12 protein-coding genes are annotated in these 14,203 nt (G+C 68.5%); 3 read left to right on the forward strand and 9 right to left on the reverse strand.

Annotation, left to right across the window (positions count from 1 at the left end):
* Positions 1 to 89: 89 nt before the first annotated feature.
* The 5 genes from DX03_RS17420 to DX03_RS17440 all read right to left on the reverse strand — a co-directional run bounded on the left by DX03_RS17420 (position 90) and on the right by DX03_RS17440 (position 4,641).
* On the reverse strand, positions 90 to 1,739 hold the full coding sequence (locus DX03_RS17420) for a M28 family metallopeptidase (RefSeq protein WP_038690748.1): 1,650 nt from the start codon (positions 1,737 to 1,739) through the stop codon (positions 90 to 92).
* A gap of 258 nt (positions 1,740 to 1,997) precedes the next feature.
* A complete protein-coding gene (locus tag DX03_RS17425) occupies positions 1,998 to 3,260 on the reverse strand; it encodes an RNA polymerase sigma factor (RefSeq protein WP_038692557.1) in 1,263 nt (420 codons plus the stop codon).
* Positions 3,261 to 3,343: 83 nt separating this feature from the next.
* Positions 3,344 to 3,730 carry a VOC family protein gene (locus DX03_RS17430; protein ID WP_038690750.1) on the reverse strand — a complete coding sequence of 129 codons (387 nt, stop codon included), beginning with the start codon at positions 3,728 to 3,730 and terminating at the stop codon, positions 3,344 to 3,346.
* 43 nt (positions 3,731 to 3,773) lie between these two features.
* Complete coding sequence (locus DX03_RS17435) at positions 3,774 to 4,196, reverse strand: VOC family protein (RefSeq protein ID WP_038690752.1); 423 nt, start codon at positions 4,194 to 4,196, stop codon at positions 3,774 to 3,776.
* A gap of 25 nt (positions 4,197 to 4,221) precedes the next feature.
* Positions 4,222 to 4,641, reverse strand: a complete 420-nt coding sequence (locus DX03_RS17440) for a YciI family protein (protein WP_038690754.1) — start codon at positions 4,639 to 4,641, stop codon at positions 4,222 to 4,224.
* Positions 4,642 to 4,842: 201 nt separating this feature from the next.
* Between DX03_RS17440 and DX03_RS17445 the strand changes: the two genes are divergently transcribed.
* On the forward strand, positions 4,843 to 5,217 hold the full coding sequence (locus DX03_RS17445; protein WP_038690756.1) for a YciI family protein: 375 nt from the start codon (positions 4,843 to 4,845) through the stop codon (positions 5,215 to 5,217).
* Positions 5,218 to 5,223: 6 nt separating this feature from the next.
* Here the strand turns inward: DX03_RS17445 and DX03_RS17450 are convergent, their stop codons facing one another.
* Complete coding sequence (locus DX03_RS17450; protein ID WP_038690758.1) at positions 5,224 to 7,302, reverse strand: NHL repeat-containing protein; 2,079 nt, start codon at positions 7,300 to 7,302, stop codon at positions 5,224 to 5,226.
* Between the two features lie 123 nt (positions 7,303 to 7,425).
* Between DX03_RS17450 and DX03_RS17455 the strand changes: the two genes are divergently transcribed.
* Positions 7,426 to 8,931 (forward strand): tetratricopeptide repeat protein, encoded by a 1,506-nt coding sequence (locus DX03_RS17455; RefSeq protein ID WP_038690760.1) that lies wholly within the window; start codon positions 7,426 to 7,428, stop codon positions 8,929 to 8,931.
* 15 nt (positions 8,932 to 8,946) lie between these two features.
* Here DX03_RS17455 and DX03_RS17460 read toward each other — a convergent pair whose 3' ends face one another.
* Positions 8,947 to 9,720, reverse strand: a complete 774-nt coding sequence (locus DX03_RS17460; RefSeq protein WP_038690762.1) for a lytic transglycosylase domain-containing protein — start codon at positions 9,718 to 9,720, stop codon at positions 8,947 to 8,949.
* Positions 9,721 to 9,822: 102 nt separating this feature from the next.
* Positions 9,823 to 11,196 carry a D-serine/D-alanine/glycine transporter gene (cycA, locus tag DX03_RS17465; protein WP_038690764.1) on the reverse strand — a complete coding sequence of 458 codons (1,374 nt, stop codon included), beginning with the start codon at positions 11,194 to 11,196 and terminating at the stop codon, positions 9,823 to 9,825.
* Positions 11,197 to 11,458: 262 nt separating this feature from the next.
* On the opposite strand from cycA, the gene DX03_RS17470 reads away from it, so the two are divergent.
* Positions 11,459 to 13,057: an EAL domain-containing protein gene (locus DX03_RS17470; protein WP_038690766.1), complete on the forward strand. Its 1,599-nt coding sequence runs from the start codon at positions 11,459 to 11,461 to the stop codon at positions 13,055 to 13,057.
* Between the two features lie 179 nt (positions 13,058 to 13,236).
* Here DX03_RS17470 and DX03_RS17475 read toward each other — a convergent pair whose 3' ends face one another.
* Positions 13,237 to 14,193, reverse strand: coding sequence for a polysaccharide deacetylase family protein (locus DX03_RS17475; protein WP_038692559.1), 957 nt, complete (start codon positions 14,191 to 14,193; stop codon positions 13,237 to 13,239).
* Between the last annotated feature and the right edge of the window lie 10 nt (positions 14,194 to 14,203).

Genomic DNA, 14,203 nt, shown 5'->3' on the forward strand with positions numbered 1-14,203 from the left:
CGGGGAATGGGGGGATGAAGCCGCGCTCTGCCCGGATAACGTAACGCCCCGGGTGTCCCCACCGGCGTTGTGCCGGTGGGGACGGTGGGTCACTTGCGCTCGGCGGCGCTGGCTTCACGCGGGGCGCGGAACTGGGAATCGGCGCTCCAGTTCGGCCAGGCGCGGGAATTGGCCAGCTGGTTGCCCAGCGTGTACAGCACCTCCAGGTCGCGCGAGGCACCGGCGAAGGTCCAGTCCGGCTGCCACTGATCGCCCTGCTGGTGGTAGCGCTTGGCGGTGTAGTCGTCCGAAGCGGCCTTGCCGGCCGCCACGCCGCCGTTCACCCAATCCTGGCCGGCCGAGTAGGACACCGCCGGCACGCCGCGCTTGGCGAACGGGAAGTGATCCGAGCGGAAGAACAGGCCGGCCTCCGGCTTCGGGTCCGGGGTGTAGCGGATGTCCCAGCCCTTGGCCACGTCCTTGAGCTGGTCCAGCAGTTCCAGCTTGGCCGACCCGTAGATGCCGAAATCACGCGACGGCCCGAACGGCGCCATGCCGTCCATGTTGATCACCGCCACGGTCTTGCTCAGCGGATACAGCGGGTGGCTGGCGTAGTACTCCGAGCCCAGCAGGCCCTTTTCCTCGGCGGTGACGGCCAGGAACAGCACCGAACGCTCCGGGCGCTTGCCCTTGGCAAACCCGCGCGCCAGTTCGATCAGCGAGGCGGTGCCGCTGGCGTTGTCGAGGGCGCCGTTGAAGATGGTGTCGCCGTTGGCGTCGGGCTTGCCCACGCCGATGTGGTCCCAGTGCGCGCTGTACACCACGGTCTCGTCCGGATGCGTGCGGCCTTCCAGGCGCGCGGCCACGTTGTGCGAAGTGATGACCTCGGTCTTGACCGCGTACTTGGCCGAGAAGGTTTCGCCCTTCAGTTCCACCGGCTTGAAATCGCGGGTCTGTGCCTGGCGCTTGAGCGCCTCGAAATCGAGCCCGGCGCGCTTGAACAGGTCCACCGCCAGATCGCGCTGGATCCAGCCTTCCAGCAGCGGGTGTGCGTCGGCCGGATTGTCACGGACCACGTCGAACATGGTGTTGGTGTTGGAGCCGGCCACGGTGGCCCAGCCGTACGACGCTGGTGCCGTCTCGTGCACGATCAGCACGCCGAGGGCGCCCTGGCGCGCGCCTTCTTCGTACTTGTAGGTCCAGCGACCGTAATAGGTCATGCCCTTGCCGTCGAAGTCGCCCTGGCCGCTTTCAAAGTCCGGGTCGTTGATCAGCACCACGGCGATCTTGCCCTTCAGGTCCACGCCCTTGAAGTCGTCCCAGTTGCGCTCGCCGGCCTTGACGCCGTAGCCGAGGAAGACCAGCGGCGCGTTCTTGATGTCCACGTTGCTGGCACCGTTCATCGCCGCGCGCACGGCGATTTCCTTGCCCTGGCTCAAGGCCTGCGGCGTGCCCTTGCTGCTCAGCGACAGGCTCGGCGCACCGACGATATCGCCCTTGAGCAGCGGCACGGCCTGGGTCCACAGGCGCTTGCCGTCCTTGAGGTCGCCGCCCGGCTGCAGCCCGGCTGCTGCGAACTGCTTGCTCAGGAAGGCCACGGTTTTCTCTTCACCGGCGGTGGCCGGGGAGCGGCCTTCGTAGGCGTCGGAGGCCAGTTCCTTGACGTCCGCGGAGATCCGCGCCCCGTCGAATTTGGGCGTTGCCGCCATCAGGGCGCCGGACACCGACAGGGCCAGCACGCTCAGTACTACTCGTTTCATCGCTCTCTCCACAGCCAGGACCACGAAACCCCAAGTGTAGGCGAAGTAGAGCGGGGCTCTGCCCCGCTGCCCTAGCCCGCAACAGCCGCCGCGTAGAGCGGGGCTCTGCCCCGCTGCCTCGACCGCACCGCGCAATGCACAGCAGCCGGGCAGAGCCCGGCTCTACGGTGGTGGGGCCGCGCGACGCGACAGCAGCCGGGCAGAGCCCGGCTCTACCGCGGTGGGGCCGCGCCGTCCGACGGTGTGCCGCAGCCGGCGTTACGCGATCGGGACGGCCTGCGCCCGTGCCAGCAGCACCGCCTGCTCGCGGGCGTTGGCAGTGAGGTGGGCGGCGCGCAGGAAGGCGGCGCGCGCTTCCTCGCCGCGCCCGAGCTGCAGCAGCAGGTCGCCCTGCACCGCCGCCAGCGGGGCATAGCCGTGCAGGCGCGGGTCCTGCGCCAACTGCTCCACCAACGGCCATGCCGCCGCCGCGCCCTGCGCGCGCGACACCGCGACCGCCCGGTTCAATTCGATCACCGGCGACGGCTGCTGCACAGCCAGCCGTTGGTACAGCGCCGCCATCGCCGCCCAGTCGGTGTCCTGGACGCGACGCGCGCGGGCATGGCAATCGGCGATTGCCGCCTGCAGCACATAGGGATCATCGCTGCCGCCCAGCGCCATCGCCTGGGCCAGCGCGGCCTGCCCACGCGCGATCTGCAGCCAGTCCCAGCGCGCACGGTCCTGTTCGGGCAGCAGGATCGGCGTGCCGTGCGCATCCACCCGCGCCGCCGCGCGCGAGGCCTGCAGTTCCATCAGCGCCAGCAGCCCGTGCACCTGCGGCCACGCCGGCAACCGGCTGGCCAACACCCGCCCCAGCCGCAGGGCTTCCTCACACAGCGCCGGACGCATCCAGTCGTCGCCCACGCTGGCGGTGTAGCCCTCGTTGAACACCAGGTAGACCACCTCCAGCACCGACTCCAGCCGTTCCGGCAACGCCGCCTGGCGCGGCACTTCGAAGGCCACCTGCTTGCTGGCCAGGGTGCGCTTGGCACGCACGATGCGCTGGGCGATGGTCGGTTCGGGCTGCAGGAACGCCCGCGCGATCTCGTCGGTCGTCAGCCCGCCCAGCAGGCGCAACGTCAGCGCTACCCGCGCATCGGCCGAAAGCACCGGGTGGCAGGCCACGAACATCAGGCGCAACAGGTCATCGCCGATGTCGTCCTGCAGCGCATCGCTATCGTCGGGCAGCGGCAACGGCTGCGGCTCCAGTTCGCTGCCCCACAGCGCATGCTGGCCGGCCACGCGCTGGTGCTGACGCAACACGTCGATGGCGCGATTGCGTGCGGTGGTCATCAGCCACGCTCCCGGGTTGTCCGGAACCCCCTGCGTCGGCCAACGCTCCAGCGCGGCCAGCCAGGTGTCCTGGGCCAGTTCTTCGGCACGCCCCACGTCGCCGCGCAGCATCCGCGCCAGGCGTGCGATCAGGGCCGGCGACTCCATGCGCCAGAGGGTGTCCAAGCGGTGCGACAAGGCGTTTTCCATGCGGGCGATCAAAGCACTGGCGGCAGGCGGGTACAAGCCCGCCGCCAGCGCGACCACGGCAGCCAGCGGGGCAGAGCCCCGCTCTACGGTTGGCCGTCCATGTGCGCGATCTCCCACAGGTGGCCGTCCAGGTCCTGGAAGCCGCGCTGGTATATGAAGCCGTAGTCGCGCGCGGGCATCGGCTCGCTGGCACCGGCTTTCAGGGCCGTGTCCACCAGCGCGTCGACCGCCGTGCGGCTGGTCGCCGACAGGCAGGTGATCACCTCGGTCTGCTGGCGCGCGTCGCTGATCGGCCGAGTCGTGAAGCCGGCGAAGAAAGACTCCACCAGCAGCATCACGAAGATGCTGTCGCTGATGATCATGCAGGCCGCGTTGTCGTCGGTGAAGGTCGGGTTGAAGGTGTAGCCCAGTGAGCCGAAGAAGGTCTTGGACGCTTCCAGGTCGCGCACGGGCAGGTTGACGAAGATCATCTGCGGGGAATCGGTCACGGTGCCATCCTTAGAAGTGTGCGAATCAGGGTTGTTTCATGCAGTTGACCATCCACGGCTTGCCGTAGCGGTCGATCAGGAAGCCCCAGCGGTGTGCCCAGAACGTTTCGCCGATCGGCATCTTGACCTCACCGCCGTCAGCCAGCGCCTTGAACACGCGCTCGGCCTCTTCCACCGTGTCCACGTCGATGTTGATGGTGGTGCTGTTCTCCCCGCCACTGGACGGGCCATCGGCGGCCATCAGGATCGCGCTGCCCACCTCCAGCTGGCTGTGCGCCACGTGGTCCAGGGATTCGGGCGGCATCTCGCCGCAGCCATCGGTGTTCTCCATGGGCGGCATGTCGCGGTACCGCATTTCAGAGGTGACCTTGCCGCCCAGCACGTGCGCGTAGAAGGCCATTGCCTCGTGGGTTTTGCCGTTGAAGCCAAGGAACGGAATCAGTTTCATGGGTGTGCTCCAGGGACGTGGGGGGTTAGTCGGCGGTGCCGATCTGCTCGCGCAGACGCTGTTCCTGCGCCTGTAATTCGGGGGTGAAGGCCTCGCCGAAATCCTCGGCGCTGAGGATCGGGCGCAGCTCGACCACGCTGCCGGGGCCGAACGGGGCGCGCGTGAGCCACTCGGTGGCTTCATCCAGCGAGCGCACCTGCCAGAGCCAGAAGCCGCAGACCAGCTCGCGGGTCTCGGCGAAGGGGCCGTCGATCACCCACGGCGCCTGCGCCCCGAAGGCCACGCGCCGGGCGCGCGAGGTGGGGTGCAGGCCCTCGCCGGCCAGCATGATGCCGGCCTGCACCAGCTGTTCGTTGTAGGCGCCCATGGCGCGGATTTCCTGCTCGGTCGGCATCTCACCGGCCTCGGTCTCCGGGGTCGCCTTGACCAGTACCATGACTTTCATCGGTGTTTCCCTCAGGGCAGGCCCGGTTGGTGGGCCCTTCAAGGGATACAACGCAGCCGGGCACCGGAAATCGACACGCCGGCAAAAATAATTTTCTGCCGCCCCCGGTGCCGCCTGAACAGGCACCTCGTGCCGCGCTGCAACAGCACGGTAGCGCCAGCTGCGGCATCATGGCCGCCCCTGCCCCGGAGCGTGCCGGCCATGCAATTCCTGCTGCTGATCTACATCGACGACGGCCTGTTGCAGGCCCTGCCCGGCGAGGAATACGACCGCCTCATGCACGACTGCCTGCAGCATGCCGATGCACTGCAGGCCGACGGCACCTTGGTGCTGGCGCAGAAACTGGAACCGGTGCACAGCGCCCGTACCCTGCGCACCCGCCAGGGCAAGGAGCGCATCATCGACGGGCCGTTCGCCGAAACCCACGAACTGCTGGCCGGCTTCAACCTGATCAACGCACGCGACCACGACGACGCACTGCGCATCGCCCGGCAGTTTCCGTGGTCGCGCTTTGGCAGCATCGAAGTGCGGCCGCTGGCCGACATGGACGCCGAGCGCGAACGCGTCGGCGCCTGAGCCGCGCTACAGCAGCGTGATCTTCAGGTCGCGCGCGCCCACGCCCTCGTTGCCGCTGTAGTCGCGCACGCTCGCCCGGATCACGTAGTCGCCGGCGGGCAGCGCGTCGGGCCGCCAGCGCCCGGTTTCCACCAGTCCGTCGCGCACCGTGTTGGTCACCAGGTAGCGGAAGCGCGTGACCGCACTGCCATGCACGGTGATGCCGCTATCCGGTGCGTAGGCCACCACGGTGGCACTGTCCTGGGGCGGCATGCGGTTGAACACGATGTTGAAGCGCGGCTGCTCGTAACCGGCCAGCGGCTGGCCCTGCGCATCCAGGATCTGGTACCCCACCTGGTAGGCGCCCAGGCGACGCCGCGGCAGGTTGCGATCCACCTGGTCCCAGGCTTCCACCACGATCTGCACGCCCGGGCCCTGCCGTGGCACCACCACCGGCGCCGTGCCCACGGCCTTGATCGGTAGATCCTGGTCATCCAGCACTTCCACCGAGGTGACGCGCGGTGCGAACGCATCGGCGTAGCCGACAAAGCCCAGCGCCACCGCGTTGCGCTCGAACCCACTGGCCCCCACGCTCAGATGCACGTGTGCCATGCGGTTGATGCTGCCCAGCGGTTCACCCACATGGAACCGCGTGCCACGACGCACGCGCACCCGTTCCAGCTTTCCGTCCAGGCCCAGCACCTGCTGCCAGCGGGGGTCGAACGCCTGGCCGCGCGGATCGCGCCCCACCTGCATGTGGATGTACTTGAGCCGACCCAGTGCCAGGCCTTCGGCCTGCCCGCCCACCGACCAGCTGGCAAACGCGCTGTCGACCTTGCCGTCGGCGATCGCCAGCACGCGCTGGCCGACATCGCCGCGGATGTCGAAGCCACCGTGCAGGTGATGGCGGCTCTCGCCGGTGAAGTTGCCGCGCACCTCACCCAGCGTGCCCACCACTTCATGCCATCCGTCCTGGGGGGCCAGCGGCCAGCGCCCGCCCGTCACCGGCAATGGCGCGTCGGCGGCCGGACCGGTCAACGCCGGTGCCGGCACCGCACCGATGTCCAGCGGACGCAGCCGGTGCACGCGGTACGCCGCCGCATCGGCCAGATAGACACCGCCCTGCGCATCCAGCGCCAACCCGCTGGGCCGCGCAAAGCGCGGCTGCGGTGAAACGCCCGCCAATGCCACCTGGTGGCCCTGGGTGGACACCTGCACCACCTTGCCGTTGATATCGCCCACGTACAGCACATCATCATGAGTGACGGCCACCGACAACGGCCCGCTCATCACGCTGCCGTTGGCCACCTGGGTGCGCAGCATGCCGTCCGGCGACAGTCGCCGGATGGCGTTGTTGTACAGGTCGGCGATCAGCAGGTTGCCGTGGCTGTCCAGCGCCAGTGCCACCGGCGTATCCAGCCGCGATTCGGCCCCGAAGCCGTCCACGTTGCCCGGGTGCTCGCCGCCTGCTGCCGTGCGCACCGTGCCGTCCGGCTCGATCACCCGGATGCGGTCGTTGTAGGTATCGGCCACGTACACGCGGCCGGTGGCATCCACGGCCACGCCCATGGGCGCATCGAACCGCGCCTGCGCGGCCGGCCCATCGGCAAAGCCCGCCACCCCGTCGCCGGCGAGCGTGCTCACCACGCCATCGGGACCGATCCGGCGGATGCGGTGGTTGCCGGTATCGGCCACGTACACGTTGCCCGCGGCATCCAGCGCGATGCCGGACGGGGTATGGAACTGTGCCTGCACGCCGGGCCCATCGCGCCACCCCTCACCGGTGCCGGCCAACGTATCCACGCGCCCATCGGGATACACGCGGCGGATACGATTGTTGTCGCCGGCATCGGCGATGTAGGCCACACCGTGCGCATCCACCGCCAGCGCATACGGGTCGGCGAAGCGCGCCTGTGCGCCCGCGCCATCGCGCAGGCCGCCCACGCCATCGCCGGCCAGCGTGTCGATCTGCGCCTGCCACGCCAGCGGCGTGGGTACCGGGCCCTGTTCAACCGGCGCCGATGCAGGCGTGTCGAAAAACGTCCATGCCAGTGCCGCAGCGGTGATCGCCACCACCCCGCCGATCATTACCTGCCAACGTTTCATTGCCATCCCTGCGCTTGTCCGGCGTAGACCTTAAACGTTGCCTGCGCGTCTGCACACCCCATGCGCTTGTGTGGCTGCGTGGTTCCGGGTTCAATCGGTGCAGACCCCACGCAAGGATGCGCCATGCACCGCCCGCACCATCGCCTCGCCCTGTCCCTGCTGCTGGCGATGTCCGGCATGCCAGCACTCGCCGCGACGGCGGCGGCCGCACCGTCTGAAGATGCCTTGGCGCAACGCCTCACCGACACCATCGCGCTCTCCGAGCAGGGCGACAGCGTGGGTGCGCTGATCGGTTTCGAGCGCGTATTCAACGACCCCGATCTCGCCAGCCTGGATGCAGCGCAGCGCCTGGAAGGCCTGGTCAGTGCCGGGCGCACCGCCTTCAATGCGCGCCAGCCGCAGGAAGCGCAGCGCTATCTGGATGCCGCATTGAAGCAGGCACCCGACGACGCGCGTGCGCTGTACGTGCTGGGTCGCCTGAAGCTGCTGCAGGACCAACCGGTGCAGGGCGCCGCCCTGATCACCCGCTCGCTGCGTGCATCGGACCGGTTCCTGGCCGACATCGATGCCCCGCTGGTGTACCGGCTGGGCGATGCGCTGCAGGAGCAACCCGATGACTACCGCGCGCTGCTGGAGGTGCTGTTCGACCGACAGTGGAAGGTCGATGGCCTGGAGCCGACGGCCTTGTGGCTGACGCTGGCCACGCTGCAGGCCGATGCCGGGCAGCAGCAGCGCCTGGCCGCCACCGTGATGCGTATCGATGCGCCGATCGAAGTGGTCGCGCTGCGCAGCGACAAGCGTTTCGATGCCGTGGTCGACCGCCGCGATCCCCGTTTCGACCCGCTGCAATCGGCGCGTCGCCATGCCGATGCCCTGCGCGTGTCGGCCTTGTTGCAGCCAGAGGCCAGCGACCTCGCCGCGCTCACCGATACCCTGCTGTTGCTGGGCGAGCACGCGCAGGTGCTGACCGCTACGGACCCGTTCACTGCGCGCCTGACCGAGGCCGGCGCCCCGCGCAGCTTCCCCGGTGGTGCCTATGCGGCGTGGGTGCTGCTGCACCGTGCCGTGGCCCAGCACCGGCTGGGCCAGGACGACCAGACAGAGGCAACGCTGGAGCTGGCCAGTACGCTCACCGACGAGGGCGACACGGTGAATCCGCTGCAGCGCCTTTATCTGGCCAGCTGGTATCTGTCCAGCGCCAAACCGGCGCGTGCCCTGCAGACATTGGAGGGGTTGGATGAGGAACCGATGTTCGGCGAGTACCTGCGCCAGTGGATCCGTTTCAGCGCGTACCGCACGCTGGGCGATACCGCGCGCTCGGCGCAGGCCCGCCAGTGGTTGCAGGCCAACCAGGACGAGGGCCGCAGCGTGTACGTAAACGTGCTGCTGGAAGAGCAGCGCACCGACGAGGCGGCACGCTGGGTCATCACCGAACTCCAGTCGCCCCGGCGCCGCCAGGACCTGCTGGAGGTGATGCAGGACTTCCGCGCGCTGCCCCCGATGCCCGCCGACGTGGACAACGACGCACGCTGGGAAGCGCTGCTGAAGCGACCCGATGTGCGCGCCGCGCTGGAACGGGTCGGCCGCCGCGAGACCTTGCCGATCTACGGGCGCGGTGCGTGGCGTTGAAGCCGCACGCCGCGGTCAGCGCGCCGGCGTTTCCACCTTGAAGCCCATCGCCTCGCGGTAGCGTTGGTACAACGCGCTGACTTTTTCCACGTACGCCAGGGTTTCGGCGTACGGCGGCACGCCCTTGTAGCGGGTCACCGCGCCGATGCCGGCGTTGTACGCGGCCGCCGCCAGGGTGCGGTCGCCCTTGTAGCGCTTCAGCAGCGCCTTCATGTAGCGCGCGCCCCCGTTGATGGACTGCTCGGCCGACAGCGGGTCGGCCACGCCCCATTCGGTGGCGGTATCGGGCATCAGCTGCATCACGCCCTGCGCACCCTTGGGCGATATCGCACCGGCATCGAAGCCGCTTTCGGCATGGGCGATCGCACGCAGCCAGGCATCGTCCACCCCGGTGGCCTTGGCGGCCGCCTTGAACTGCTTGGCATGGCGGTTGAGCTGCGGCGTGCCCACCTTGCCCAGCCCCTCATGCGCCGGCTCGCCGGGCGGGGTGGCCACGGTGAACTTCAGGAACACGCGTGACCCGGGCAGGTTGCGCGTGGAATACACCAGCGCGCCGTCCTGCTCGCGTTCGTACAGGGTGCCGCTGAAGATGCCCATGTTGCCCCACAGGTTGGGGGTCTGCACGGCGCTGTCATCGATCTGCTGCGGCGTGCACTTCGACCCCGGCTCGGGGGCGGTGGCCAGGCTCACCGTGTTGTCCCGCACGCAGCGGTACACCGTGCGCGCCGACGCCGACCACGGCAGCAGCATCGACAACAGGGCCAACGCGGCAGGCAGGGTCGGATTCATGGGCTCGGATCGGGGCACGGAAGGGTGCGGCGCGATCATCCGGCCACGCCCGCGAACCGAAGGTGAATACCGGGCCCGCCGCGGCGGCGGGCCCGGCCGCGCTCAGCGTTCGATCAGCCGCTTGGCCGCATAGCCCAGGCCCAGCAACAGGAACCACAGCGGGCTGATCGCCAACGCGTACAGGGTGTCCGGCTGCAGGGTCAGCAGCACCAGCACGAACACGAAGAACGCCAGGCAGACGCCGCACATGAAAACGCCGCCGGGCATCTTGAATTTGGACGCCGCATGCAGCTGCGGGCGACGGCGGCGGTGCACGATGTACGAACACAGGATCAGCGACCACACGAACATGAACAGTACGGCCGCCAGCGTGGTGACCAGGGTGAAGGCGGTGACCAGGTTGGGGATCAGGTAGATCAGCATGGTGCCCAGCAGCAGGCAGATGCACGAGAACACCAGCCCGCGCGCCGGCACCGCCGCCCGCGACAACCGCGCAAAGAAGCCCGGTGCGTGCCGCTCTTCGGCCAGCCCGTACATCATGCGGCTGGTGGAGAAGATGCCGCTGTTGGCCGACGAGGTGGCCGAGGTGAGCACCACGAAGTTGATCAGGCTGGCCGCGGCCGGAATGCCCGCCAGCACGAACAGCTCCACGAACGGGCTCTTGCCCGGCACCACCTCGCGCCACGGGGTGACGGCCATGATCGCGATCAGCGCCAGCACGTAGAACACGATGATGCGTACCGGGATGGAGTTGATCGCCTTGGGCAGGTTGCGTTCGGGATCGGCGGTTTCAGCGGCGGTGGTGCCGACCAGTTCGATGCCGACGAAGGCGAACACCGCAATCTGGAAACCGGCGAAGAACCCCGCCATGCCCATCGGGAACATGCCGCCGTCGTTGTACAGGTTGGCAAACGAGGCCTGGTGGCCCGACGGCGAGGTGAAGCCCCACGCCACCAGCCCGAAGCCGGTGATGATCAACGCGCAGATGGCGATGATCTTGATGAGCGCAAACCAGAACTCCATTTCACCGAACAGTTTCACCGTAACCAGGTTCAGGCTGAGCAGCAGGATCACGCACAGCAGCGCCGGTATCCAGGGCGCCAGCTCGGGAAACCAGAACTGCGCATAGGCGGCAATGGCGATCACATCGGCGATGGCGGTGATGATCCAGCAGAACCAGTAGGTCCATCCGCAGAAGAACCCGGCCCAGGGCCCGAGCAGGTCGGTGGAGAAGTCGATGAACGACTTGTATTCCAGGTTGGACAGCAGCAGCTCGCCCATCGCGCGCATCACGAAGAACAGCATCGCGCCGATGATCAGGTAGACCAGCACGATGGACGGGCCGGCCAGGCTGATGGTCTTGCCCGAGCCCATGAACAGGCCGGTGCCGATGGCGCCACCAATGGCGATCAGCTGCAGGTGGCGGTTGGACAGGCTGCGCCGGAGGTGTTCCGGCGGCACGGCGGGATCGGTCATGGACGGGGCCAGCAGGGCGAAGGCTCTGAACATAGAAGACCGCTGGCCGCCGCGCCACTGTTGCGTGCGTTGGCGTCGGGCCAATGTCGGTTTTGCCCTCCCCGGTGCCGCCTGACGGTCCGGCGGGCGGCCGCCTGACAGGCGCCTCGGAACATCCCGGTTCCAATCGCGCCCGTCAGGTGGTGAGATAGCGCGGCGGGCCACAGGGGATCGAGGTCGTGAGCGCCGCCCCCCGTCTCCCTTCCACGGCATCGAGGTCTGCTTGAACCGCGCCAGGATCATCGCCGCCACCGTGTTGTTCGCCCTGCTCGGCGCGTTCGTGCCGATCACTGCGCTGGTGTATTTCACCTGGAGCCGGGCCACCGAGGCCGAGTGCGTCCGCCTGCAGCTCACCGCCGAACGCACCCTGCTGCGCGCCAACCGGGCTTACGAAGCCGGCATGCTGGCCCTGCGCCGCCTCAACCAGAGCCCGCTGGAGCCCTGCTCGGCCGAGCACCTGCACCTGATGCGGGCGCTCACCCTGAGCACCCACTCGGCCGAACAGGTGGGCTACTTCGAGGACGGCCGCCTGCGGTGTACCTCGTGGGGCATGATGGACGGACAGGTGCCCGAGCCCCGGCCGGACCACGTCACCGCGGACGGCGCCGGTATCACCCTGGGGGTACGCCCGATTGCCGGCGATGGGTCGCCGCTGATCGCCCTGCATTTTGGTCGCTACGACATCCTGATGGACCCGGCCCGCTTCGTGGACGTCATCGCCGATCCCAACGTTCGGCTGGCCGTGGCCAGCCCCGACGGCCGCCTGATGGCCCAGCAGGACCTGCTCGACCAGTCCCTGCTGCAACGCCTGCTGCGCAACCCGCACAGCGGCATGGACAGCCACACCCTGTATGCCACCGCGCAGGACCAGGAGTGGCTGGCCATCGCCACCGCCCCGCGTACCGACCTGCTGGCCAGCTTCCGCCAGCAGTTCTGGCAGTTCATTCCGTTGGGCGTGCTCGGCGCGCTGGCGGCGATCGCTGCGGTGGTGTGGCTGTCGCGGCGGCGGTTGTCGCTGCGTGGCGAACTGGCCACGGCCGTGCGCCGCCGCGAATTCCACATGCACTACCAGCCCATCATCGAGCTGGACACCGGCATCTGCGTGGGTGCCGAGTCGCTGGTGCGCTGGACCCGGCCCGACGGCAGCCACGTACGCCCGGACCTGTTCATTCCCCTGGCCGAGGAACATGGCCTGATCGACGCGCTGACCGACCAGGTGATCGAGCGGGTCATCGATGACATGCGCGAGCTGCTGGTCCAGGACCGCAGCGCGCATATCGCCATCAACCTGTCGGCCGGCGATGTCAGCAGCGGGCGCGCCCTCAAGGTACTGGCGGCCAAGCTGGCCGGCACCGGCATCCACCCGCAGCAGATCTGGCTGGAGGCCACCGAACGGGGCTTCATCGACATCCAGCGCGCGCGCAACACGCTCGCCATCGCGCGGCGCACCGGGCACTGCGTAGCCATCGACGATTTCGGCGTGGGCTATTCCAGCCTGCAGTACCTGCAGCAGCTGCCACTGGATGCCCTGAAGATCGACAAGTCGTTCATCGATGCCATTGGCACCGACAGCGCCACCAGCCCGGTCACCTCGCACATCATCGACATGGCCAAGACCCTGGGCCTGTTCACCGTGGCCGAAGGCATCGAAACCCCCGCCCAGCTGGCCTATCTGCAGGCCCGCCAGGTGGAGTTCGGGCAAGGCTGGCTGTTCTCGCGTGCACTGCCCCCGGAGGAGTTCATCGCCTTCCACCACCAGCGCCTGCAGCAGTACGGCAAGGCCCGCGAGAACTTCCAGAACCCGAACAGCGCGGTGGAGTAGAGCCGGGCTCTGCCCGGCTGCTGTTATGCGGGTAATACGGAACTGCCGGGCAGAGCCCGGCACTACGTTTTCCGGGGAACGCGGATGGGTATAGGCGCGTGGCGACGCGTTGTACGCATTGGCGCCCACCGGTCGCGCGGCGCGGCAGAGCCCGGCACTACGCGTTCCGGGGACCGGCACTACTCGTCCGCAATACCCGCCAACTCCAGCACCCAGCGCGGCACCTTGGGCTCGCCCGCGTAGAAGCTGCGCGGTTTGCCCTCGGCCATTGCCCAACGGTGGATCCAGCTGATGCCGCCGGCACCGTTGTAGCCGTCGGCATGCGCATACGCCGGATCCTGCAGCGCCTGCGCCAAGGTGATGAACGTGTAGCCCCGGCGACGGGTAGCGGCGATCAGTTCGTCGATGCTGGCCGCGTTGAGCGCATTGGCATGCATCAACCACACCTGCGCCGGCAACCGGCCCAGCAGTTGCCGCGACTGGTCTTCGTAGTAGTCCAGCTTGTTGAGCATGTAGGGCACATAGCCACGCCGCAATTGGCGCAGCCGCGCCTCGCGCACTACCGGGTCAGTCTCGGTGTCGCGCACATGGTCGTAGGCGAACGCCCAGATCCACTCACTGTTGTCCACCGTGACCGGCGCGATGCGATACCCATGCTGGTCCAGGAAGGCCGCCAGCGCAGCGCGTTGCTGCGGCGTCTCCCCGGCACGCAGGTACGGATGGCGGAACCAGCGCGGGGTCTGCCCGCGTTCGGCCAGCAACGGGCGCAAGGTCTGTTCGCCACGCAGGATGTCCTGTTCGTAGGCGTCCAGCCCGATCGCATGCAGGTCCACGTGGCCACGGGTGTGGTTGCCCAGTTCGAACCCGGCGTCCCGCCAGTCGCGCAGCATCTGCACCCGCGCCGGCTGCACCTGGCCATCGCGCTCCAACTTGATCTCGTTGACGAACCCCACCACCGGCACCTGCGCCGCCTTCAACGCGGCGAGCAGCTGCGCGTGGCGTTGTGCCAGCTCCGGATCGTCGCGCTCATCCAGCCGCTGCCAGGGCAGGTCGTCGATGGTCAGCGCAATGCGCTGGTCCGGCGCGGCCTGCACGGCAGCGGCAAGTCCCAGCAGTCCCAGTCCCATCCAACGCAATACGATGTGG

This window comes from Stenotrophomonas rhizophila (assembly GCF_000661955.1).
GTDB lineage: Bacteria > Pseudomonadota > Gammaproteobacteria > Xanthomonadales > Xanthomonadaceae > Stenotrophomonas > Stenotrophomonas rhizophila.

Coding starts and splice junctions, on each gene's coding strand:
- DX03_RS17420 (WP_038690748.1), bottom strand. CDS start 1,739: ATGAAACGAGTAGTACTGAGCGTGCTGGCCCTGTCGGTGTCCGGCGCC.
- DX03_RS17425 (WP_038692557.1), bottom strand. CDS start 3,260: ATGGAAAACGCCTTGTCGCACCGCTTGGACACCCTCTGGCGCATGGAG.
- DX03_RS17430 (WP_038690750.1), bottom strand. CDS start 3,730: ATGATCTTCGTCAACCTGCCCGTGCGCGACCTGGAAGCGTCCAAGACC.
- DX03_RS17435 (WP_038690752.1), bottom strand. CDS start 4,196: ATGAAACTGATTCCGTTCCTTGGCTTCAACGGCAAAACCCACGAGGCA.
- DX03_RS17440 (WP_038690754.1), bottom strand. CDS start 4,641: ATGAAAGTCATGGTACTGGTCAAGGCGACCCCGGAGACCGAGGCCGGT.
- DX03_RS17445 (WP_038690756.1), top strand. CDS start 4,843: ATGCAATTCCTGCTGCTGATCTACATCGACGACGGCCTGTTGCAGGCC.
- DX03_RS17450 (WP_038690758.1), bottom strand. CDS start 7,302: ATGAAACGTTGGCAGGTAATGATCGGCGGGGTGGTGGCGATCACCGCT.
- DX03_RS17455 (WP_038690760.1), top strand. CDS start 7,426: ATGCACCGCCCGCACCATCGCCTCGCCCTGTCCCTGCTGCTGGCGATG.
- DX03_RS17460 (WP_038690762.1), bottom strand. CDS start 9,720: ATGAATCCGACCCTGCCTGCCGCGTTGGCCCTGTTGTCGATGCTGCTG.
- cycA (WP_038690764.1), bottom strand. CDS start 11,196: ATGACCGATCCCGCCGTGCCGCCGGAACACCTCCGGCGCAGCCTGTCC.